General features: G+C 71.1%; 20 protein-coding genes. 9 read left to right on the top strand and 11 right to left on the bottom strand.

Annotated elements, in window-relative coordinates; all coding sequences use genetic code 11:
* Nucleotides 1-23 precede the first annotated feature (23 nt).
* The 3 genes from SM418_RS28890 to SM418_RS28880 form a co-directional block, all read right to left on the bottom strand.
* A complete protein-coding gene (locus SM418_RS28890; RefSeq protein ID WP_371944160.1) occupies nt 24-947 on the bottom strand; it encodes an ABC transporter permease in 924 nt (307 codons plus the stop codon).
* On the bottom strand, nt 947-1,912 hold the full coding sequence (locus SM418_RS28885) for an ABC transporter permease (RefSeq protein WP_371944161.1): 966 nt from the start codon (nt 1,910-1,912) through the stop codon (nt 947-949). Before SM418_RS28885 ends, SM418_RS28890 begins: the two co-directional genes overlap by 1 nt.
* Before the next feature lie 82 nt (nt 1,913-1,994).
* Nucleotides 1,995-2,441 (bottom strand): hypothetical protein, encoded by a 447-nt coding sequence (locus SM418_RS28880; RefSeq protein WP_371944162.1) that lies wholly within the window; start codon nt 2,439-2,441, stop codon nt 1,995-1,997.
* Between the two features lie 142 nt (nt 2,442-2,583).
* Between SM418_RS28880 and SM418_RS28875 the strand changes: the two genes are divergently transcribed.
* Nucleotides 2,584-3,558 carry a hypothetical protein gene (locus SM418_RS28875; protein ID WP_371944163.1) on the top strand — a complete coding sequence of 325 codons (975 nt, stop codon included), beginning with the start codon at nt 2,584-2,586 and terminating at the stop codon, nt 3,556-3,558.
* On the opposite strand, the gene SM418_RS28870 is transcribed toward SM418_RS28875, so the two are convergent.
* Nucleotides 3,533-4,423: a hypothetical protein gene (locus SM418_RS28870; protein ID WP_371944164.1), complete on the bottom strand. Its 891-nt coding sequence runs from the start codon at nt 4,421-4,423 to the stop codon at nt 3,533-3,535. The genes SM418_RS28875 and SM418_RS28870 overlap by 26 nt on opposite strands.
* 210 nt (nt 4,424-4,633) lie before the next feature.
* Between SM418_RS28870 and SM418_RS28865 the strand changes: the two genes are divergently transcribed.
* The 6 genes from SM418_RS28865 to SM418_RS28840 all read left to right on the top strand — a co-directional run bounded on the left by SM418_RS28865 (nt 4,634) and on the right by SM418_RS28840 (nt 10,687).
* Complete coding sequence (locus tag SM418_RS28865) at nt 4,634-4,978, top strand: hypothetical protein (RefSeq protein WP_371944165.1); 345 nt, start codon at nt 4,634-4,636, stop codon at nt 4,976-4,978.
* Between the two features lie 16 nt (nt 4,979-4,994).
* On the top strand, nt 4,995-5,795 hold the full coding sequence (locus SM418_RS28860; protein WP_371944166.1) for an IclR family transcriptional regulator: 801 nt from the start codon (nt 4,995-4,997) through the stop codon (nt 5,793-5,795).
* A 189-nt stretch (nt 5,796-5,984) separates the two neighbouring features.
* Nucleotides 5,985-7,175, top strand: coding sequence for an ABC transporter substrate-binding protein (locus SM418_RS28855; RefSeq protein ID WP_371944167.1), 1,191 nt, complete (start codon nt 5,985-5,987; stop codon nt 7,173-7,175).
* Complete coding sequence (locus tag SM418_RS28850) at nt 7,172-8,041, top strand: branched-chain amino acid ABC transporter permease (RefSeq protein ID WP_371944168.1); 870 nt, start codon at nt 7,172-7,174, stop codon at nt 8,039-8,041. The genes SM418_RS28855 and SM418_RS28850 overlap by 4 nt, the downstream gene beginning before the upstream one ends.
* A gap of 73 nt (nt 8,042-8,114) precedes the next feature.
* On the top strand, nt 8,115-9,959 hold the full coding sequence (locus tag SM418_RS28845) for a branched-chain amino acid ABC transporter ATP-binding protein/permease (protein WP_371944169.1): 1,845 nt from the start codon (nt 8,115-8,117) through the stop codon (nt 9,957-9,959).
* Nucleotides 9,956-10,687 carry an ABC transporter ATP-binding protein gene (locus SM418_RS28840; RefSeq protein WP_371944170.1) on the top strand — a complete coding sequence of 244 codons (732 nt, stop codon included), beginning with the start codon at nt 9,956-9,958 and terminating at the stop codon, nt 10,685-10,687. The genes SM418_RS28845 and SM418_RS28840 overlap by 4 nt, the downstream gene beginning before the upstream one ends.
* Nucleotides 10,688-10,894: 207 nt before the next feature.
* On the opposite strand, the gene SM418_RS28835 is transcribed toward SM418_RS28840, so the two are convergent.
* Together SM418_RS28835 and SM418_RS28830 are read right to left on the bottom strand one after the other, a co-directional pair.
* Entirely contained in the window at nt 10,895-12,145 is a 1,251-nt protein-coding gene (locus tag SM418_RS28835) for a DUF4437 domain-containing protein (RefSeq protein WP_371944171.1), read from the bottom strand.
* A gap of 69 nt (nt 12,146-12,214) precedes the next feature.
* Nucleotides 12,215-13,708, bottom strand: coding sequence for a class I adenylate-forming enzyme family protein (locus tag SM418_RS28830; RefSeq protein ID WP_371944172.1), 1,494 nt, complete (start codon nt 13,706-13,708; stop codon nt 12,215-12,217).
* 131 nt (nt 13,709-13,839) lie between these two features.
* Here SM418_RS28830 and SM418_RS28825 point away from each other — a divergent pair, with 131 nt between their 5' ends.
* Nucleotides 13,840-14,580, top strand: a complete 741-nt coding sequence (locus SM418_RS28825) for a FadR/GntR family transcriptional regulator (RefSeq protein WP_371944173.1) — start codon at nt 13,840-13,842, stop codon at nt 14,578-14,580.
* 15 nt (nt 14,581-14,595) lie between these two features.
* Here the strand turns inward: SM418_RS28825 and SM418_RS28820 are convergent, their stop codons facing one another.
* Nucleotides 14,596-15,048, bottom strand: a complete 453-nt coding sequence (locus SM418_RS28820) for a DUF3598 family protein (RefSeq protein WP_371944174.1) — start codon at nt 15,046-15,048, stop codon at nt 14,596-14,598.
* A 25-nt stretch (nt 15,049-15,073) separates the two neighbouring features.
* Nucleotides 15,074-16,111, bottom strand: coding sequence for a nitrilase-related carbon-nitrogen hydrolase (locus SM418_RS28815; protein WP_371944175.1), 1,038 nt, complete (start codon nt 16,109-16,111; stop codon nt 15,074-15,076).
* 153 nt (nt 16,112-16,264) lie between these two features.
* On the opposite strand from SM418_RS28815, the gene SM418_RS28810 reads away from it, so the two are divergent.
* A complete protein-coding gene (locus tag SM418_RS28810) occupies nt 16,265-16,804 on the top strand; it encodes a MaoC family dehydratase (protein WP_371944176.1) in 540 nt (179 codons plus the stop codon).
* Here SM418_RS28810 and SM418_RS28805 read toward each other — a convergent pair.
* Genes SM418_RS28805 through SM418_RS28795 form a run of 3 tightly spaced genes read right to left on the bottom strand, consistent with a single transcriptional unit; the run spans nt 16,797 to nt 20,955 of the window.
* On the bottom strand, nt 16,797-18,302 hold the full coding sequence (locus SM418_RS28805; protein ID WP_371944177.1) for an amino acid adenylation domain-containing protein: 1,506 nt from the start codon (nt 18,300-18,302) through the stop codon (nt 16,797-16,799). The genes SM418_RS28810 and SM418_RS28805 overlap by 8 nt on opposite strands.
* Nucleotides 18,299-19,474, bottom strand: a complete 1,176-nt coding sequence (locus SM418_RS28800) for an acyl-CoA dehydrogenase family protein (RefSeq protein WP_371944178.1) — start codon at nt 19,472-19,474, stop codon at nt 18,299-18,301. Before SM418_RS28800 ends, SM418_RS28805 begins: the two co-directional genes overlap by 4 nt.
* Nucleotides 19,471-20,955: a cation:proton antiporter gene (locus SM418_RS28795; protein ID WP_371944179.1), complete on the bottom strand. Its 1,485-nt coding sequence runs from the start codon at nt 20,953-20,955 to the stop codon at nt 19,471-19,473. The genes SM418_RS28800 and SM418_RS28795 overlap by 4 nt, the downstream gene beginning before the upstream one ends.
* Nucleotides 20,956-21,177 lie beyond the last annotated feature (222 nt).

The following is a 21,177-nucleotide window of genomic DNA, read 5'->3' as shown; positions in this document are numbered from 1 at the left end:
GAGGGTGGAGGGTGCCGGGCGGGTCAGCCGCGGCCGTCGGCGTCGAGGGCGTCGCCGAGGCCGTCGCCGGCGAGGTTGAAGCCGACCGTGGCGACGAGGATCACCAGGCCGGGAATGATCGAGTACCACCAGGCGCCGAGCAACAGGTAGCCGGTCGCGTCGCCGAGGATGTTGCCGAGGCTCGGCGCGGGCGCCTGGATGCCGAGCCCGAGGAAGCTGAGCGCGCTCTCCGCGAAGATCGCGATGCCGAGCCAGAGGAACGCCTGGACCAGCACCGGCGGCAGCACGTTCACCAGCAGTTCGCCGCCGACGATCCGCCACCGCGGCACGCCGAGGACGCGCAGCGCGTCGACGTAGTCCTCCTGCGCCTCCACCAGCGTCGCGGACCGGGTGACCCGCGCGAAGTAGGGGATGAACCCGACGCCGAGCAGCAGGATCACCTTCGCGGTCGCCGACACCGTGACCGGGCCGAGGTGCGAGTCGCCGGTGCCGGTGACGCCGATGACGAACATCGCGAAGACGAACAGCGGCAGCGCCTGCAGCGCCTCGAGCAGCCGCATGATCAGATCGTCCGGCCAGCGTCCGCCGAAGTAGCCGGCGACGAGCCCGGCGGGCACCGCGACGAGCAGCCCGAACGCGACGCCCGCGACCGCGACCAGCAGCGACACCCGGGCGCCTGCCGCCGTCCGCGCGAACAGGTCCCGTTGCAGGTGGTCGGTGCCGAACAGGTGATGCGGGCTCGGCGAGGCCAGTTGCTCGCCGGTCCGCGCGGCCGGGTCGCCGGCGAGCATCGGCCCGAACACCGCCAGCAGCAGGAACAGCCCGAGCAGGACGAGCCCCGTCCAGGTCAGGGCCGACATCCGCGGCGGCGCGAGGCGGCGCGCGGACGGGCGCCGGGCCGGTCGCGGCGCGGGTGCGGAGGGGGTCACGGTCGTGGTCGCGTCCATCAGTCCGTTCCGTTCAGGAACCCGGCGCGGATCCGCGGGTCGAGCGCGAAGTAGAGGAAGTCGACGATCAGGTTGGCGACCAGGAACACGACCGCGGTGACCAGCGTGCAGGCGATCGCGAGCGGGTAGTCGTGCTGCCGGAACGCGCCGACGATGGTCTGGCCGATCCCCGGGACGTTGAAGACGTTCTCCACCAGCACCGTCCCGCTGATGAACAGCCCCACCATCATCCCGATCACGGTGGCGGTCGGGATGATCGCGTTGCGCAGCGCGATCCGCCGCAGGATGCCGCCCTCGGACATGCCCATCGCCCGGGCGAACGAGACGTAGTCGGTGCGGTGCGTCTCGATCAGCGAGCCGCGCAGCGTGCGGGCGATGACCGCGCTGGAGCCGAGGCCGAGCGCGAACGCCGGCAGCACCACGCTGCGCAGGTTGCCCGCCGGGTCGGCGCCGAACGCGACCCAGCCGCTGGACGGCAGCACCCCCCTGACGTAGAGCCCGAACACGACGACCAGGACCAGGCCCAGCCAGAAGCTCGGGATCGACAGCGCGACGACACTGAACACGCGGACGGCGCCGTCGACGAACGAGTCCCGCCGCCGCGCGGCCAGGATGCCGGCGGCCAGCCCGACGACCACCCAGAACAACAGGGCCAGCAGCCCGAGTTCGAGGGTGACGGGCAGCCGGTCGCCGATGATCCCGGTGACCGGGCGGCCGCTGAACAGCGAGTCGCCGAGGTCGCCGCGAAGCAGGTTGCCGACGAACTTGGCGTACTGCGTCCAGATCGGCTGGTCGAGCCCGAACCGGTGCTCGACCGCGGCGCGCTTCTCCGGGGTGGGGTTCATGCCGAGGTAGGCGTCGGCGGGCGAGCCCGGCGCGGCCCGCAGCATGAAGAAGACCAGTGTGAGTACGACGAACAGGACCAGTGCGAGACCGGCGACCCGTCGTCCGAGGTACCGCAGCATCCGCTGTCCTCTACGTTCGGGGGGAGGGGGAGAGCCGCAAGCGGGGGCCGGACATGAAACGAGGTTCTCGCTGTCGAAACGGTCAGCCGACCTTGGACTCGTTGATGATCGTCCGCTTGACGAGCCGGTCGCCGTTCATCCAGTGCCAGGTGCGGCACTTGTGCAGGCCGTCGCGCGACAGCTGGATGAGCTCGTACAGGTAGTTGTCTGGGTCGGACTTGTACGACCACGTGAGGACGATCGACTGGTCGTCCACCTGGCTCATCTCGCCGATGATCCGGTCGTTGTCGAAGTGGCACACATCGCCCTGCATGCGGCCGCCGAACTCCAGCGCCTGCACCCGGCCGTCGGACCAGGTGTAGGTGTTGACCTGGCAGATGTCGAACGAGCCGTCCTCGGGGACCCAGCAGCGCAGGTGCGATGCGTGCCGGTCGACGATCGTCCCGTCGGCGTCGACATGGATGTACTCGCCTCGCCACTCGCCGAGGTGCTTGCTGTTGATGGGCATGCCCGGGACTCCGGCGCGCATGGGTCCTCCTCGTAGGGGGCGGCAGTGTGGGGAAGTGCGTGGCGGTCGCGGCCGCTGTTGACAGGCCGCTGCCGCCGAGCCTAGCGTCAACCGCTGGCAAATTGGAACAGCATTCCATAGACAGGAACAAGAAGGGATCGCGATGAGCGAGCACGCCCCGGCTCCCCTGGTGGAGGGCATCACCGCCGCGATCGTCGGCGCCCGCGACTTCGGGCCCCATCTCGGCTTCTTCCGCGACCGGCTGGGATACGAGATCGCCGCGGAGGGCGTGGTTCCGGCAGCCGTCGCGGACGCGCTGTGGGGCACCGGGCCGGTCGACGTCGACGCCGTCGCGCTGGCCGCGGCGGGCGCCGGCACCGGCCGGATCCACCTCGTCCGGGTCCCCGAGCCGATCGCCCCCGCCGAACGGCCGCACAACCTCGACGTCGGCCTGATCGGCATCGACATGTACGCCAAGGACATCGAGATCGCGCACGAGCGGTTCGCGGAAGCCGGCATCGACTGGTCGACCCCGCCCGCCACCTACGGCGTGGCCGTCGGGGGAGACAAGGAGGTCCAGGTCACCCAGGGCGTGTGCCCCGCGCCCGACGGCACGGCCGTCGTGTTCGTCCAGCCCGCCGCCGTCCGCGGGACCGCCGCATGGGAGGCCGACCCCGGCCGCCTCTACACCGAGCTGACCTCCGTGGTCTGCCACGTTCCGGACGCCGACGCAGAGATCGCGTTCTGGGGACCGGACGGCCTCGGCATGTCCGTCTGGTACGACGTGGTGTTCTCCTCGCCGGGCTTCGACACCGTCGCCGGGCTGCCCTCCGGCACCCGCATGCGGCTGGCGTTCCTCGCCGGGGAGAAGACGGCGCGGATCGAGGTCACTTCCGCGGAGGGCGAGCACCGCGTCGATCGCCGTCCCCACCAGCGTCCCGGCCGCACGCTCGGGCACAGCGGCTGGACGGTCCGCACCCGCGACCTCGGCGCCGCGCTGGAGAGCGTCCGCCGGACGGGCGGCGGTCTCGCCGGCGACCCGGTCGAGACCGACGACCCCCTGCACGGCAAGGCGGCCGTCGCGTCCGCCACCACCCCGAACGGCGTCTCCGTCACCCTCTACGAGCCTCGCGGCTGACCTCGGTCCAGAATTCGAGGTGGACGCCGTCGGGGGAGGCCGCGGTGAAGGCACGGCCGCCGCGCAGGTCGCTTTCGGTGATGGCGCCCGTGCGGGCGCCGGCGCCGGCGAGCAGGGCGTGGGCGGCGTCGAGGTCGGGGACCGGGAACACGCCCGCGCGCATGCCGGAGGCGAACGCGTCGTCGCCCGCGGGCAGGTCGAGGGTGGGAAAGCTGATCAGCTCCACGCGGGCGCCGCGACCGTCCCAGAACAGGTCGAGGACGATCTCGGCGTCCGGGTCGTCGATGCCGATCAGCGCGGCCACCACCGGGTTCACCAGCCGCTGCGAGTAGAGCGGCTCCAGGCCGAGCTTCGCCCAGAAGCCCGCGTCGCAGCCGTGGACGAGGTGGACCGCGGCCTGCAGTTCCGAGTGCCGCCGCGTCTCGTCGCCGTCGAGCAGGCTGGCCCGGCGGGAACTGCCCTCGACGAGGACGACCCTGATGCCGCCGGGGCCGACGATCCCGCACTCGGCGAACGGGCGGCCGCCGAGCTCCCAGCGGGCCGTCGGGGACGGGACGCCGCCGGCGGCGACCAGGTCGGCGACGCTCGCCTCGATGTCGCGGGTGTAGAGGTCGACGCCGTAGCCGCCGGCGGCGATCGCGGTGCTCCCTTCCGGGGCGGCGACCAGCAGCAGGCCGCCGGTCTCGGCGCCGTCGGGCAGGTACAGGACCTCCTCGGCCGGGCCGGTGAGCCCGTAGAGGGCCGCGGCCGCGTCGGGTTCGAGGGTGCCGCGGCGCCGTTCGGTGTAGCCGAGCGCGGCCAGGAACGGTGCGGCGGCCGCGAGGTCGTGGCATCCGAGGACGGCGTACCGGGGGCTGCTGAGCATGGGTGCTCTCCAGAGGATCGGTGACCGGTGGATGCGCCGCATGCTATATGAAACGGTGTTCCATATAAAGAAACATCTCGGCCCGCCCCTGGTTGGCCGGGCCTGGGCCGTGCGGGGTATTCCATTTAGCGGAAAGCTGTTACAAGATGGGCGTGCCTGGCAACCGGTGGTAACGCCGTTGCCTCCAGCGAAACACATGGAGGGCACTACATGATCTACCTTGTCTACCGGATGAAGCTCAGCGAGCGCTCCCGGCGGGACCAGAAGAAGTTCTGGGCCTGGCTGGAGGACCGCGAGCGCTGGTTCTACCGCGACCTGCCCATGGTCAAGGAGGTCCGCTGGTACTACAGCGTGATCGGCGACGTCTACACCATCGAGAACTGGGCGGCCTTCGAGGACGAGGCCGCGTGGGGCGCCTACCGGGCCGCCCTCGGCGGGCTGAAGGCCGACGAGGAGTGGGAGGGTGAGCGCGTCACCCAGGACGACTGGTGGGAGTTCCTGGACACCAGGATCGTCACCGATCCGCCCGTGCCCGTCGGCCTGCGCCGGGACTGAGAAGGAGACCCCCGCCATGCCCCAGGAGACCCGCGCCGCCGCACGGCTCGGGCAGTCGGCCTCGACGGTGGAGCGGGCGGCGGACGTGCTGGTCCTGTTCGCCGAGGCCGGGCGCCGGACGCTCGGCGTCACCGAGATCGCCGACGCGCTCGGACTCTCCAAGCCGGCCGTCCACCGGATCCTCACCTCGCTGCGCAGCCGCCGGCTGGTCCAGATCGACCCCGAGACCCGCCGGTACGCGCTCGGGCTGACCGCGATGCGGCTCGGCCTGGCCTATCTGGACCACATCGACGTCCGCCGGCTGGCGGCCGCGGACCTCGCGGAGCTGTCGCGCTCGACCCGGGAGACCGCGACGCTGTCCTCCCGTGTCGGCACGCAGCGCGTCTACGTCGACCAGGTGACGCCGGACCGGGAGGTGATCATGTCGGTGTCGCTCGGCGTGCCGTTCCCGCTGCACGCGGGGGCGTCGTCGAAGGCGTTCCTGGCGTTCCTGCCGGAGGCGGAGATCGAGGACTACCTCTCGGTGGACCATCTCAGCCGGCTCACCGACCGGACGGTCGTGGACCCGGACGCGCTCAGGCTGGAGCTGTCGGCCATCCGGCGGCGCGGCTACGCGCGCTCGTTCGCCGAGCGCCAGTCCGGTGCCGCGTCGGTCGCCGCGCCCGTCTTCGACCACCACGGGCTTCCCGCCGCGGTGGTGAGCGTCTGCGGGCCGGTGGAACGGTTCCGCGGCGAGGCCGAGTCGTGCGCCGAGGCGCTGCTCGCCGTGACGGGACGGCTTTCCGCGCTGATGGGCCACGCCATCGAAACGGGCTGACGAGCCGTGGCGTCCGCCGCGCCCGCTTCGGCGGGCGCGGCGGCCTGCGGCGTCGGACCAGCTCACCCCGTAACGAACACGTCATCTTCCGAATACATCAGACCTATTGACACTGCGATCCGGGGCTCTATAGCGTCCTTCGTCTAGAAACCGCGTTCCGTTAACAGGAACACTCTGGCGGAGGATGCAATGCGCAAATCAGTCGTCACGGCCGTCGCGGGGCTCGCGGCGCTCGCCGTGACCGCGACCGGATGCTCGGGCAAGAGTGCGGGGGACAAGCCGGACATCGAGATCGGGCTGATCTCGCCGATGAGCGGTCCCTTCGCGGTTCTCGGCATCTCACAGCAGAACTCGCTGAACGTCGAGATCGAGCGGATCAACGCCGCCGGCGGGCTGAACGGCTCCAAGGTGAAGCTCGTCGTCCGCGACTCCGCCCTCGACCCGGGCAAGGCGGTGCAGGCCGCCAACGAGCTGGCGGGCAACGACGCGGTCAAACTGGTCATCGGCCCGTCGCTGACCGCGTTCTACGACGCCGCCAAGGGCACCTACGAGAAGAACAAGAAGCTCAACTGCCAGCCCGCCGTCTCCACCGGCAGCTTCTCCGGGCTCAAGTACGGGTTCCGCTCGCAGGACCCCTTCGACCTGGACGGCAAGGCGGTCGTCGACTGGCTGAAGAAGGAGGGCGTCAAGTCGCTCGGCCTGGTCTACGACGCCGACGACACGGGCAAGAACACCGACGCCCTGCTGAAGAAGCTGCTGCCCGAGGCCGGCATCAAGTACCTCGGCTGGGAGACGAGCCGGGCCGACGACCAGAGCCACCGCGCCTACGTGGAGAAGTTCAAGGACGCCGGGGCGATCATGCTGTCCAGCAGCGTCGGCGGGTCCAAGACCATGGCCGCCGCGGCGGAGACCGGCTTCAAGGGCAAGCTCGTCGGCGCCGGCTCGGGCATGCAGAACATCTCCTTCATCGAGGCGTCCGGCGACGCCGCCGACGGCGCGGTCTTCCCCGCGGCGCTCTACCAGTACCCCGAGCGCCTCGACCGGTCCCAGTGGCTGCCCGGCTACCGCAAGCACATCGAGGCGGTCGAGGCCAAGTACGGCAAGAACGTCGGCCCGAAGACCGGCGCGACGTCGCCGAAGGGCACGGCCATCGCCGCCGACTGCGTCTACGTCTTCGAGCAGGCGGTGAAGTCCACCAAGAGCACCGACGCGACCGAGCTCGCCAAGGCCATCGAGAACCTGAACCTGACGGCCCAGCAGACGCCGTCCGGCAACGCGATCCAGCCCGGCCCGAGCCACGAGTTCTACCACCAGGTGCACCTCTACCAGTGGAAGAAGGACGGCAAGGGCTGGTTCACCAAGGAGATCACCGCGTCGTGAGCGCGCAGGTCTGGATCGACGGGCTGTTCGCCGGGGCGGTGTACGCGCTGGTGGCGCTGGCGCTGGCGATCGTCTTCCAGCCGACGCGCGTGATGAACTTCGCCCAGGGCGAGCCGATCGTGCTCGGCGCGGCCATCAGCTACCAGGTGGTCGCGCTGTGGCAGTGGGGCTGGCCCGCGGCGCTGCTGATCACGCTCGTTCTCGGCGCGGGAATGGGACTGCTCAGCGAACGCATGATCATGCTGCCCGTGCGGCTGTCCGGTTCGCGGTACGCCTGGATCATCGCCACGCTCGCCGCGGCGATGATCTTCCAGGCGGTGTTCACGCTGAGCTACTTCGACGTGGACTCGCTGCGGCCGAAGGCGCTGGCCCCCGGCCATCTGGAGATCTTCGGGCAGCGGTTCGCCTGGCAGCAGCTGCTCACCATCGGCGTCGCGCTCGCCGTGATGGCCGGGTACGACGCGTTCCTGCGGCTCACCGCGTACGGGCGCGCCATCCGGGCCGCCTCGCACGACGCCGACGCCGCCGTGATCATGGGCATCCCGGTCCGCCGGGTCGTCCTGCTCAGCTTCGTGATCGCGGCGGTGATCTGCTCCTTCGCGGGCGTGCTCGCCGCGCCCCTGCTGTTCATCGGGCCGGCCTCGGGGCTGCTGTTCACCATCAAGGGGTTCACCGCCGCGGTGATCGGAGGCGTCGGCTCGCCGCGCGGCGCGCTGGCCGGCGGCCTGATCGTCGGGCTGCTGGACGCGGTCGTCCGCAACCTGGCCGGCGCCACGACCGGCGACTTCGTCGCCTTCGGGCTGCTGGCGCTGATCCTGGTCGCCTTCCCCTCCGGCCTGTTCGGCAAGCCGATGGAGTCGCACTGATGGAGGGCGCACTGATGAAGGGCGCACCGGAGAAGGGCGCACCGGAGAAGGGCGCACTGATGGAGGCGCATCGATGAGCGCACCGACGAACGCACCGGTGAAGGCGCCGGCCAGGTCGTCCCCGCTGGACGTCCTGCTGCGGTGGCTGCCCGCGGCGCTGACCGCCGTGGCCGCGGTCGTGCTGCTGGCCTGGCCGGCGATCACCGACTTCTACAGCTACAACGCCTCGTACTACAACGGGCTCGTCGCGTCCGCCGCGATCAGCGCGATCCTGACGATCTCGCTGAACCTGTCGATGGGGTACGGCGGGCTGCTGTCGATGATGCACACCGGCATGCAGCTGCTCGGGGGCTACGCCGTCGCCTACGTGACCGTCGAGTCGGGGCTGCCGTGGCTCGCCGGGGTGGCGCTGGCGATGGTGCTCGGCGCCGTCTTCTCCGGCCTGGTGCTGGTGATCAGCCTGCGCGCCACCTACCTGTACTTCGGCATGATCACGCTCGCCGCGAACCTGATCGTGGTCGAGGGCGGCAAGTCGTGGGAGGCGGTCACCGGCGGCGTCAACGGCATCGTCGGGGTCGCCCCCGGCGGCCTGACCAAGATCCAGTTCTACTACGTCACGCTCGTCGCGCTGGTGCTCGTCTACGTCGTCCAGCGCAACCTGATCCACAGCGGCGTCGGGCGCGCGGTGATGGCGGTCAAGGAGAGCCCGGACACGGCCGCGGCGATGGGCATCAGGCCGACCCGCACCAAGACGCTCGTGTTCACCCTCTCCGGCGCGATCGCCGGGCTGTCCGGCGGCCTGTACGCGCTGCAGCTCGGCTTCATCAACCCGGACGTGGGCATCCTGGACAACGGCCTGGTGTTCTTCGTCGGCCTGTTCCTCGGCGGCATCGGCACCCTGGCCGGCCCGGTCCTCGGCGTCGCGCTCATCGCCACCGTCGTCGAGCTGATCAAGGACTACGCCCGGTACACCACGCTGTTCCTCGGCTGCACCCTGCTGCTCGCCATGATGCTGGTCCCGAAGGGGGTCGTCGGCACCTGGCGCGCCAGCCGGCTCGGCCGTCCCGCCGACGGTGAGGACCACGAACCGTCCGGCGGGCTCCCCGAGTCGGTGCTGCCGGCCGCCGCCGCCGACCCGGACGTCCCGGCGCTGGAGGGACGCGGGCTGGTCAAGCACTTCGGCGGGGTCAAGGCCGTCGACGGCATCGACATCTCCGTGGCCGCAGGCAGCGTCCACGGCGTCATCGGGCCGAACGGATCCGGCAAGTCCACCACCGTCGCCTGCCTCACCCGCTTCCACAAGGTGGACTCCGGCGACGTGCTCATCTGCGGAGAGCCCGCCCCGGACCGCCCCTTCGCCGTCGCCGAGCGCGGCGTCACCCGCGTCTTCCAGGTCCCGCACCTGTTCGAGCAGCAGAGCGTCCTCGACAACGTCCTCGCCGGGATGCGCGGGCGCGAGAAGTACGGCCTGCCGTCGGCGCTGCTGCGGCTGCCCGCCTACCGGCGCCGGGAGGCCGCCTCCCGCGCGGAGGCCGCCCAGCTGCTGGCGTTCGCCGGCCTGTCGGGCCGGTCCGCCCAGCTCGCGGGGTCGCTGTCGCACGGGCAGAAGCGCCTCCTGGAGGTGGTCCGGGCGGTCGCGTCCGGGCCGCGCGTGCTGATCCTGGACGAGCCCGCCACCGGCCTCGTCCCCGCCGAGATCGACGCGCTGGCCCGGCTGTGCCGCGCGTTCCGCGACCACGGCCTCGCGGTGGTGCTGATCGAGCACAACATGGACTTCGTGATGCGCGTCTGCGACCGGATCACCGTCATCGACAGCGGCAAGGTGATCGCCTGCGGCGGGCCCGAGGAGGTCCGCGCCGACCCCGCGGTGCTGGAGGCGTACCTTGGCCGCCCCGACCTCGTGGAGGACCTGACATGACCGCGCTGCTGGAGATGACCGGGATCAGGGCGGGTTACGGCGGCGTCCGGGTCCTGGACGAGGTCGAGGTGACGGTCGGGGAGGGCGAGTTCGTCGTCCTGCTGGGCCCGAACGGCGCCGGCAAGAGCACGACCCTCAAGGTGCTGTCGGGCCTGCTGAAGCCGTCGGCGGGCACGGTGTCGTTCGCGGGGAAGGACATCACCCGCGTCCCCGGGTGGCGCCGCACCGGGCTCGGCATCGGCCACGTCCCCGAAGGGCGACGGATCTTCCCCGACCACACGGTGCTGGAGAACCTCCAGCTCGGGAGCTTCCCGCTGCGGCGCAGCCGCGCCCGGACGCAGAAGCTGATGGACGAGGTGCTGGAGCTGTTCCCGCGCCTTGCCGAGCGCCGCGACCAGGCCGGAGGCACGCTGTCCGGCGGCGAGGCGCAGATGCTCGCCGTGGCGCGGGCGCTGATGAGCGAGCCGAAGCTCCTGGTCCTGGACGAGCCGTCCCTGGGCCTCGCGCCGCTGAAGGCCGCCGAGCTGTTCTCCTACGTCAAGCGGCTGCACGCCGAGCGCGGCATCTCGGTGCTGCTCGTCGAGCAGCTCGCGCTCATCGCCCTCCGCCTGGCCGACCGCGCCTACGTCCTGGAGCGGGGCCGCATCGGCCTGTCCGGGACGGCCGCGGAAGTACAGGCCGACCCGATGGTCAAGGCCCTGTACCTGGGCGGAGAATCCGCCGCCTGACGGTCTCCGCGGGAGTCGATGGCGAACACGACTGCGGCCGGCGCTGTGAGCGCCGGCCGCAGTCGTGTTCCATGACGTTTTCATGCCGTCCCAGCCGTCAGGATCGCGCGCCGCCTCGGGCGCGGGGCTTCCTCAAAGCGTTGTGGCGCGCCGCCCTCATGTGGCTGTTCATGAGGGCGGCGCGCCACAGGCCAGTGGGCCAAGGGGTTACATGCCGTCGCCGTTCCAGCGGCCCGTCGTGCGGCTGCGGACGGGAAGGCTGGACAGGATCGGGGCGGGGATGGGGTCGCCCTTCTTCCAGACTCGGCCGGCGCCCCAGACGTGGGAGAGGTCGTCGGTGCGCTCGTCGGCGTGTTCGAGGGAGCGGGGGTCGGCGCCCCAATCGGCGTTCACCGGGGCGTGCTCGTGGTCGTGCTCGTGGTCATGGTCGTGCTCGTGGTCGTGGTCATGGTCGCCGTGGCCGCCCTGGAGGCGGGCGGCGTCCATGGCCTTGGCGATGGCGATGAGGCTCTTGTCGGTGCCGGTGCCGTGCTGGACGTAGTCCTCGTCGATCTCCCCCTGCTTGCGCTGGTACTCGACCGAGGCGCGCAGGTCGGCCAGGTCCGCTTCGCTGCGGCCGGGGGATCCGACGCCCATGTCGTGGGAGGACATCGACCAGCGCAGCCGGCCGTCGCCGGGACCCCAGTTGATGGACTGGCCGCCCCAGCGCACCCATTCGCTCTGGGTGTACCAGTTGTACAGCTCGCCGTCGGAGCGCAGCAGCCAGGTCGCGCCGCCCTCCATGCTGGTGAAGTGGCCGTGCTTGACGCGGGCGGGACGGAAGAAGTAGGTGCCGAGGTCCAGGGTGCCGAAGTTGTACTCCATGTGGCCCTGGACGGTGTAGGCCTCCTCGTAGCACGGGTGGTGCGCCAGGCGGTGGTCCGTCCAGCCCTCCTGCGCGTGCACGAGCCGGGTGTAGAAGCCGGTCACCGGGTCGACGTGGAGGTACTTGATGAACATGCCGGGCATCGGGCCCGGGTTCGGGACGGCGTCCCACTTCATCGCCTCGCTGTCGATGACGATGACGTCCTCGCGGGCGTCCTTCCAGCGCGGCGCCTTGGTGCTCTCCACCGGGTCGAATCCGGCGTCGCCGTACTCGCGGTAGTGCAGGATCCGGGTGCCCTCGCTGAAGGTGATGGCCTCGGTGGGAACGCCCTTGGGCGCGTAGACGTAAGCGCCCTTGCCGTACTCCTTCCCGTTGTAGGTCATCGACCCTTCGAGCACGTGGTACTCGGTGTTGGCGTGGTGGATGCCGGGGCCGCGGCCCCAGTCGGTGTGGAAGTCGACCCGCAGCGAGCAGGAGCCGTCCTCCTCGTCCACCGACAGGCGGCGCTCGCTGGCCCGGCCCTCGCCGCCGACGAGTTCGGCGGCGTGCCAGATGTAGTCGCCCTCCTGGATGACTTCGACGTGGGGTCGCAAAGGGGCACCTCTTTCGATCGCGTGTTTCGGGTGTTGAGGAATGCGCCGGGCCCGGTGGGAGTCCGGTGGTCAGCGGTCGCGGAGTTCGCGTTTCAGGACCTTGCCGGCGGCGTTGCGGGGGAGGGCTGGGAGGAACTCGACGCTGCGGGGCACCTTCGGGCCGGACAGCCGCTCGCGGCAGTGCGCCTCCAGCGCGGCCACGTCGATGGACGCGCCGGGGAGGGCGACGACGAACGCGGCGACGCGCTCGCCCCACTGCTCGTCGGGGTGGCCGACGACGGCGCAGTCGGCGACGCCGGGGAAGGTGCCGAGGACGTCCTCGACCTCGCGGGGCGCGATGTTCACCCCGCCGGAGATGATCATGTCCTTCTTGCGGTCCACCACGTAGATGAACCCGTCCTCGTCGCGGACGACGATGTCGCCGCTGGTGAGGAAGCCGTCCGGGGTCGTGCAGCCGTCGGTGGCGGCGTCGTCGCGCAGGTAGCCGTTCATCAGGAAGGGGGAGCGGCTGAACAGCTCGCCGCGCTCGCCCGGCCCGACGGGGTCGCCGGCCGGGTCCACGACCCGGACCTCGGTCATGTACCAGGGCAGGCCGACCGAACCGGTCCGGTCGGCGTCGGCGGGCCGGCAGTTGGTGACGACGCCGGCCTCGGTGGAGCCGTACAGCTCGTGGACGCCCGCGTGCGGGAACGCCTCCATGACCCAGTCCTTCAGGACGGCGGGCAGGGCCGCGGCGTTGAAGTAGAGGGTGTCGAGGCTGGAGGCGTCGTAGCGGCCGAGCGCGCCGGACGTGCGCAGCGCCTGCGCGTGCGTCGGGACGAGGAACACCGACTGGGCGCGGTGCCGTTCGGTGAGCGCGAGCATCTGCTCGGGGTCCCATTTGGGGAGCATGACCACGGTGCCGCCGGTGAGGACGGGCGCGTAGTCGAAGACCATCCCGGCGCCGTGGTACATCGGCGCGACGGCGAGGCTGACGCGGCGGGCGCCGAGACCCCACTCCATGGCCGACAGGTAGCACATGAGCGTGCGGGCGCGGTGGCTGCTGAGGACGCCCTTGGGCCTGCCGGTCGTCCCGGAGGTGTAGTAGAGGCAGCAGGCGTCGTTCTCGTCGATGGGCACCATCGGGTCGGTGGCCCGCGCCGATTCCAGCGCCCTCTCGTAGGAGGCGGCGCCCGTTCCGCCGATCTGCAGGACGACGTCGACCGGGACGGGCGGCTCGGCGTCGGAGATGTGGGCGCGGGCGCCGGAGTGCTCCAGGATGTAGGTCGTCTCGGCGTCGGTGAGCCTCGTCCCGATGGGGACGAGCACCAGCCCGGCCTTGGCCGCGGCGGCGATGACCTCGGGGTACTCCAGCCGGTTGCCGAGCCGGACGGCGACGCGGTCGCCGGGCCGCAGCCCGCCCGCGAGCAGGGCCTGCGCCAGCCGGCTGGCGCGCTCGTCCAGGGCCCGGTAGGTGAGAGTCCGGTCGCCGTCGATGACGGCGGTGGTGCCTGGTGTGGACGCGGCGAACTCGCGCACGCCCCCGGCCATCGAGAGCGGCGCGCCGCCCGGGAGGAGTGCCACGAACCTACCTCCGTGTTCCGCGATCTGGAATCGAGTTCCGTTGTGTGTGTTTGAGAGCTTGCCGGGTGCCCGCACGGTGCGTCAATCCCTGGCTTCGAGAAAGTCTGACGTTTATCGGTACGATGCTCCGGGTGACCACCGAGAGAGCCTCCGGACGGCCGCCCGCCCCCGTCCCGGCGTACGCCGAGATCGCGGCCAGCCTGCGCGACCGCATCGTCTCCGGTGAGTTCAAGCCCGGTGACCGGCTGCCCATCGAGCCCGAGCTGTCCGCCGAGCACGGCGTCAGCCGGAGCACGGTCCGCGAGGCGCTGCGCCTGCTGACCAGCCAGAACCTCGTCACCACGACGCGCGGCGTCGCCGGCGGCAGCTTCGTGGTCTGCCCGCGGCCCGACCAGATCACCGAGTACCTGGCGACGAGCCTCAACCTGCTCACCCTGGACACCCGGATCACCGTCGACCAGCTGCTGGAGATCAGGGAGCTGCTGGAGGTGCCCGCCGCCGGGATGGCCGCCGCGCGCGGGGACGAGGCGGGCCGCGCGGAACTGCGCGGCTCCCTGTTCGACCCGAGCGCGCTCGACCCGGCGGAGATCTTCGCGCCGAACCGGCACTTCCACACCGTGCTGCTGAAGATGGCCGGCAACCCGTTCCTGGAGGTTGTCACGCAGCCGGTGTTCCGGGTGCTCAACGAGCGCTTCCTGCGCGAGAACGCGCCGTCCCGGTTCTGGTACGGCGTCGACCACGACCACCGCGAGATCCTGTCCCGGATCGACGCGGCGGACGAGGCGGGCGCGCGGGAGGCGTGCCACGCGCACCTGGAGAACCTGCGCGAGACCTACACCACCATCGACCGCACCCGCCTGGCCGAGGACTGACCGCCGGGCGGGCGGTCAGCCGATCCTGACCTCGTTGATCAGCGTGCGCTGGTAGCAGACGCCGTCGCGGATCCACTGCCAGACCCGGCTGCGGTCGTTGCCGTCCTCGCTGAGGTGGATCAGCTCGAACAGCCGCAGGTCCTCGCCCTCCGCCTTGTAGATCCAGTTGAGATAGACGACGCGCTCGTCCAGCTCCCAGAACTCGCCGCGCAGCCGTTCGGTGTCGAACGTGCAGTGCCCGTCGCCCTGGTAGACGCCGGGGAAGACGCGCCTCTCGGTGCGCCCGTCGGCCCAGGTGTACTCGTTGACCTGGTGGTAGTCGTACTCGCCGTCCTCCGGCAGGGTGCAGGTCAGCAGCGACTCGTGCCGGTCGGTGACGTTGCCGGCGGCGTCGACGTAGGTGTAGGTGCCCTTCCATTCGCCCTCGTGCCGGGCGAGAAGCGGCATGTCCTCGCGGATCGTTCCCATGGGTCCTTCCCTTCGGTGCGGCCGTTCAGCGCGGGCCGGTGAGGCGGTCGATGGACTCCTGCTGGCGGCGGGCGAACCAGGTGCGCTCGGGCGCGCGTCCGTCCAGCCCGTTCGGCCGCTCGACGTCGTGCCGGGCGTACTCGTCCGCCCACAGGCCCGGCTTGACGCGCGACAGCAGGTTGCCCATGCCGGGACGGGCCCGGTTGCGGCGCAGCGCGGCGAGGTCGAGTTCGGCGTAGGCGACGACGCTCTCCCCGCTCGCGGCCTCCGCCAGGACGCGGCCCTCGTAGTCGACGATCTTCGAGCCGCCGGATGTGGAGTCGCCGGGGATGGGGATGCCGTGCAGGCCGCCGCTGTTGGCGGACACGACGTAGGCGATGTTCTCGACGGCGCGGGCGCGGCGGCCGATCTCCTTGGGGGTCAGCGCGGGGCTGGTCACCTCGGACGTGGAGTGGCAGAACACCTCGGCGCCGCGCAGCGCGAGGGCGCGGGCCAGCTCGGGGTAGAGGATCTCCTCGGAGGCGATGCAGGCCAGGTTCCCGATCTCGGTCCGGGCGACGGGGAGCACCGCGTCCATGCCGTAGAGGTCGAGGTAGCGGTCCCACACGTCGTAGGGCGACGGCGAGTACAGCGAGTGCAGCCGGCGGTAGCGCAGCACCGTGTCGCCGGTCGGCCCGATCACGAAGGACGCCTGGAAGTACAGGCCGGGGAAGTTCGGGTCGCTCTCGTAGGCGTTCCCGGACAGGAACAGACCCTCGCGGGCGGCGACGGCTGCCAGCGCCTCGTATTCGGGGCCGTCCGGGGCGAGCGCGGCCATGTCCCGCCAGCGTTCGACGGGCTCGCCCATCGGGAAGCCGCTGAGGACGTACTCGGGCAGCACGACCAGCCGCAGGTCCGGGCCGACCCAGCGTTTCGCGGCGGTCACCTCGCCGCCGATCCGGGCGATGGACGCGGCCATCGTCTCCCGCGCCTCGGCGCCGGACATGCCGTTGACGGCTTGTGTCCGCGTCTGCAGCGCGAGGGCCCGGTAGGCGGTCTCGGCGGTGGCCGGGATCTGATTCACGGGCCTGCACCTCTCCCCATCTGGTCGGAACGCCGTTACGTTAGGCGGAATGACCTGGCACCGCAAGGGGGTCGAGGGCTTGACGGGTGAAAAGTCTGATCTTTAAGTTCGGGGGAGCCCCTTCGGAGGAGGGGCGGTCCGAAGGAGGCGCGGGTGACCGTCCATGAAACCCAGATCGGCTGCTACTACGAGGACTTCGCCGTCGGAGACGTGTTCGAGCATCCGTCCAGCCGCACCGTCGGCGAGAGCGAGGACACCTGGTTCACGCTGCTGAAGCCCGACACCGCACACCGGCCCGGCAGGCAGAACCATGACAACGCCGACTTCACCGGCCGATCTCCCACCGGCAAGGTCATCGTGAACTCGGGGCTGACGGTCGCGCTCGTCCTCGGCCTGTCGGACATCAGCCAGACCGCGCTGCTGAACCTCGGCTGGACCGACGTCAAGCTCACCCACCCGGTGTTCGTCGGCGACACCATCCGCGCCGAATCGCTGATCACCGATATGCGGGAGTCGGCGTCCCGGCCCTACGCGGGCATCATCACCACCCGCACCCGCGGTCTCAACCAGGACGGCGACGAGGTCGTCTCCTGGACCCGCACCGTCATGGTCCACAAGCGGGACGCCCCAGGAGGCAAGCATCCCGAGGATGAGACCGGGTCTGGAGGCCGGCCTGGGGCCCGCCTCATGTGAGCCGCTTCGGCGCCATCTCCGTGAGGCGCCGCCGGTCGATCTTCCCGGTACTCGTGCGCGGCAGTTCGGGAAGCGGCAGGACGTCGTCGACGATCATCTGCCGCGGCAGATGGCGCGCGCACAGGCGCTTGACCGCGAGCAGTCCCGGTGGTGAGCCGCCCGCTCCGACCAGGAAGGCGACCAGGCGGGCGTCCGGGCCGGCGCCCACCACGGCCGCCGCGGCCTCCGCGATCGCCGGATCCCGCAGCAGGGTCGATTCGATCTCCCCGAGTTCGATCCGGTGGCCGCGGACCTTCACCAGCGCGTCGCGGCGGCCCACGAACTCGTACGCCCCGTCCTCCCGCAACCGGACGATGTCGCCGGTCGCGTAGGGAGCGCCGTCCTGCCCGGGCCGGCCCCAGTAACCGAGCATCACCGTCGGCCCGGAGACGATCAGCTCGCCCTCCTCTCCGGGGGCGGCCACGCCGCCGTCCGCGCGGCGGGCCCACACCCGGTCGCCCGAACATGCCTTGCCGATCGGCACCGGCAGCGTCTGCTCCGCCGGGATCGGCCCCTTCACCTCGTGAAACGTGCAGACGTTGGTCTCCGTCGGGCCGTACAGGTTGAGAAGGCGCGCATGGGGCCAGCGGGCCTGCAACCGCCGCAGGTACCGGATGGGAAACGGCTCACCCGCGAACAGCACCGCGCGAACCTCCGGCGGCTCCAGGTCCAGAAGGCCGCCCTCGGAGATCATCAAGATCAGGACCGACGGGACCGAGTACCAGACCGTGATCCGCCGCCGGACGAGGAAGTCGGTCAGCAGATGCGGCGCGTAGGCCGTGCCCTGCGGCACCAGGTGGACCGACGCCCCGCAGCTGAAGGCGACGTAGAGATCCAGCACGGAGAGGTCGAAGTGGAACGGGGCATGGTTGGCGAAGCGGTCCTCCGGTGTGGCGCGCAGCTCCGCCGCCGCCCACTCGACGAACGCCAGCGCGTTGCGATGGCTGATGCACACGCCCTTCGGCTCGCCCGTCGAGCCCGAGGTGTAAAGGATGTACGCGGGATCGTCGGGCCGCACCGGGGGATCGGGGAGCGCCGCACCCGACCGGCCCGTGACGGCGCCCCAGCTCGGCCCGGCCCCGTCCGGGCCGGTGCACAGGTGCGCGGTGCGGACCCTCGCCGCCAGCTCGCGGGACCGCTCGGGTGTGGAGATCACCGCGGCGGCCCGGCAGCCGCTGACGATCCGGGCGATGCGATCGACCGGGCTCAGCGGGTCGAGCGGTACGTACATCGCGCCCAGCCGCAGGACGCCCTGCATGGCGGCCACCATGCGCGCCGACTTGTCCATCCAGAGCCCGACCCGGTCACCGGGCCCCACACCGAGGTCGGTCAGGGCACGGGCGATCCGATTCGCCTCCCGATCCAGCTCCAGGTAGGTGAGCGGGCCGTCCGGGCCGTCCACCGCCGGCGCGTTCGGCGTCCGCTCGGCCCCGGCGATGACGAGTTCGTGCAGCCTCACAGCCCGATCTCCCGGGAGATGATCTCGCGTTGCATTTCCGAGGTTCCGGAGAAGAGCGTGCTGGGAACGGCGTTGCGCAGTTCTTGCTCGATCTGGTTCGCCGTCAGGTATCCGCCGCCACCGAAGATCTGGATCGCGGTGAGCGCCGACTGCACGGCGGCTTCGCTCACGGCCAGCTTCGACAGCGATATCTCGAGGACGGCCTGGGCGCCCCGGTCCATTGCCCAGCATGCCCGGTACAGGAGCAGCCGCGCGGCCTCCAACTGGAGCTTCATGTCGGCCAGCCGGTGGGAGACGGCCTGGTTCCCCCCGATCGGACCGCCGAACTGCCGCCGGGTCCTGGCGTGGGCGACACAGCGCTCCAGCAGGCGGTCGATCATGCCGAGGTAGCCGGCGAAGAGGCAGCCGCGTTCCCAGCGCATCGAACTCTGGAAGATCGCGGAGCCCTGGCCCTCGTTCCCGAGCAGGTTGCCCTCGGGGACGAGGCAGTCCGTGAGGACGATCTCGCCGGCGGCGCATGACGCCAGGCCCATCTTCGTGAACGGCTCGCCGACATCCAGGCCGGGGGTGCCCCGTTCCACGGCGAATGCGCTGATGCCCAGATGACCGAGTCCTGGATCAGTGACCGCGTAGACGATGAAGACGTCCGCCACCGGTCCGTTGCTCACGAACGACTTCGGCCCGTTCAGCCGGTAGTGACCGTCCTGCCGTTCCGCCGTGCATTGCAGTGCCCCGACGTCGGAGCCGGCCTGCTCCTCCGTTATGGCGTTCGCGCCGATCCATTCGCCCGAGCACAATGCGGGCAGCACGCGGGCGCGCAGTTCCGCCCGGCCGTGTTCGGCGATCGGCATGGCACAGGCGAACAGGTGCGCCATGGCGGCGAACAGGAGGCCGAAGTCCGCGGTCCCCCTGCCGAACGCCTCCACGGCACGCGCGGTGGTGACGGCGTCCAGCCCCTCCCCGCCGTATTCCGCGGGAACCGAGAGACCCAGCAGGCCGAGCCCCCCGCAGGTACGCCACGCGTCCCGGCTGAAACGGCCGTCGCCCGCTCCCTCGCCGACCCCGGCCCGGACGCCTGACAAAATCTTCTCGTACAGATTTCGCTGCGAAACCGTCCAGTCGAATTCCACGGGACAGAACCTAGGTCGCACCGGCGCCGCCGTCTTCCTCACAGTGGCCGAACGTCGGCTCCGTCCTTGTGCCGAGAAGCTCCGCCGTCCGGACGAGACCGCTCCAGCAGGTCCAGGATCGGGGAGGTCATGGCGGTCGTCGCCAGGGCCATGACGACCAGGCCGCTGTACAGGCTGGAACCGATCACCCGCAGCTCCAGGCAGATGTCCAGGATCACCAGCTCGGTCACCCCCCGGCAGTTCATGAGCACGCCCACGGCCGCGGCGTCCCGCCACGGGAGACCCGCCGCGCGGGCGGCCGCCCCCGTGCTGGCGAGCTTGCCGGCGATCGCCACCGCGCAGACGAGCAGGGTCGCCAGGAGCGTCGCCGGCCGCCAGCCGCCCGCCCCGAGGTCGGTGCGCAGTCCCACCTGCACGAAGAACAACGGAAGGAGGAAGAGCGTGAGCGTCTCCAGCCTGCCGAGCACCCGGGCGAGCTGCTCGGAGCCCCGTGGCACCGCGGTACCGAACGCGAAGGCTCCGAAGACGGCGTGCAGGCCGATGTACTCGGTGGCCGTCGCGGCCAGCAGGGCCCCGCCCACCAGCAGCGCGAAGAGCGCCTCGTCGGAAGGTCCCGTCACGGCGCCTGCGGACACCAGCCTGCCCAGCATCGGACGGACCACGCCGACCAGCACGAGCACGAACAGCAGCGTCCAGGCCAGCACCCTGAGCGCCTCGACCGGGGAGGCGTTGCCGGCCATGGCCACCGCGCCGGCGAGCAGGCACCACGCGGTGACGTCGCCGACCGCGGCCGACCCGAGGCTCAACGCTCCGAGCCTGACGTCCTGCATCTCCCGGTCCACGAGGATGCGCGCCAGCACGGGCAGGGCGGTGATGCTCAGCGCCAGGCCGAGGAAGAGCGCGAACGTGGTGGGGGACGCCTCCGTCCCCGCGAACTCCGAATAGAGACTCGGGGACAGGGCGACTCCCAGCGCGAACGGGACCGCGATCCCCGCATGGCTCACCATGAAGACCACGCGCACTTGCCCGCGCAGCAACGCCGGCCGCAGTTCCGCGCCGGCGACGAACATGAACAGGACCAGGCCGAGCTGGGACAGCACGGCCACGTGCGAGAGCACCGCCGCCGGGAACAGCAGGTTCGCCGCCCCGGGCCAGGCCGCTCCGAGGAACGACGGGCCGAGGAGGATGCCGGCGCAGATCTCGCCGACCACGCGGGGCTGCCGCATCCGCTCGAACAGGGCGCCCATCACCCATCCGGCCACCAGGACGGCGGCGACGGCGAGCAGGAATCGCGAGACGGAGTGCCCCGTCCCGCCGGGTGTCGGCCGAACGGATGAGTGCGCGGCCTCCCCGCCGAGCCCCCCGCCGGCGAGCAGGACGACGATGACGGCCGCCGGGACCAGGACCAGCAGGACGTAAACGCTGAGGAACGAGGCGAGACGGCGCGTCCGGCCACCACCACCGCCACCGGAGCCGGACGCGTCGCCGGCACCGGCCTTCGCACGAGCCTTCTGATCGACCACCGAGCCCGCCTTCCGCCGCGCACGCTGCCAGCCGGAAGCCTACGAACGCCGGTTTCCCCCGCTCCTCCGCCTCAATGATGAAAACTCATTGATGAGCCCTCCGCAGAAGGTACCGATTCCCGATTCCGTCAATGGAATGAAGACCCGGCCCCGCCGCGTCCGTACATTCGTCTCCGGTACACCCGAGGCTCGGAATCGCGAGGGGCGGTCGCGCGGTGATCA

It is taken from the genome of Actinomadura chokoriensis, assembly GCF_041463665.1.
Lineage (GTDB): Bacteria > Actinomycetota > Actinomycetes > Streptosporangiales > Streptosporangiaceae > Spirillospora > Spirillospora chokoriensis_A.
Note: the sequence above shows the minus strand (reverse complement) of the source record. Positions and strands in the feature narration are given on the sequence as shown.

What these genes read in the sequence shown, in the direction of transcription:
- SM418_RS28890 (WP_371944160.1), bottom strand. Translation starts at nt 947, where the DNA reads ATGGACGCGACCACGACCGTGACCCCCTCCGCACCCGCGCCGCGACCG.
- SM418_RS28885 (WP_371944161.1), bottom strand. Translation starts at nt 1,912, where the DNA reads ATGCTGCGGTACCTCGGACGACGGGTCGCCGGTCTCGCACTGGTCCTG.
- SM418_RS28880 (WP_371944162.1), bottom strand. Translation starts at nt 2,441, where the DNA reads ATGCGCGCCGGAGTCCCGGGCATGCCCATCAACAGCAAGCACCTCGGC.
- SM418_RS28875 (WP_371944163.1), top strand. Translation starts at nt 2,584, where the DNA reads ATGAGCGAGCACGCCCCGGCTCCCCTGGTGGAGGGCATCACCGCCGCG.
- SM418_RS28870 (WP_371944164.1), bottom strand. Translation starts at nt 4,423, where the DNA reads ATGCTCAGCAGCCCCCGGTACGCCGTCCTCGGATGCCACGACCTCGCG.
- SM418_RS28865 (WP_371944165.1), top strand. Translation starts at nt 4,634, where the DNA reads ATGATCTACCTTGTCTACCGGATGAAGCTCAGCGAGCGCTCCCGGCGG.
- SM418_RS28860 (WP_371944166.1), top strand. Translation starts at nt 4,995, where the DNA reads ATGCCCCAGGAGACCCGCGCCGCCGCACGGCTCGGGCAGTCGGCCTCG.
- SM418_RS28855 (WP_371944167.1), top strand. Translation starts at nt 5,985, where the DNA reads ATGCGCAAATCAGTCGTCACGGCCGTCGCGGGGCTCGCGGCGCTCGCC.
- SM418_RS28845 (WP_371944169.1), top strand. Translation starts at nt 8,115, where the DNA reads ATGAGCGCACCGACGAACGCACCGGTGAAGGCGCCGGCCAGGTCGTCC.
- SM418_RS28840 (WP_371944170.1), top strand. Translation starts at nt 9,956, where the DNA reads ATGACCGCGCTGCTGGAGATGACCGGGATCAGGGCGGGTTACGGCGGC.
- SM418_RS28820 (WP_371944174.1), bottom strand. Translation starts at nt 15,048, where the DNA reads ATGGGAACGATCCGCGAGGACATGCCGCTTCTCGCCCGGCACGAGGGC.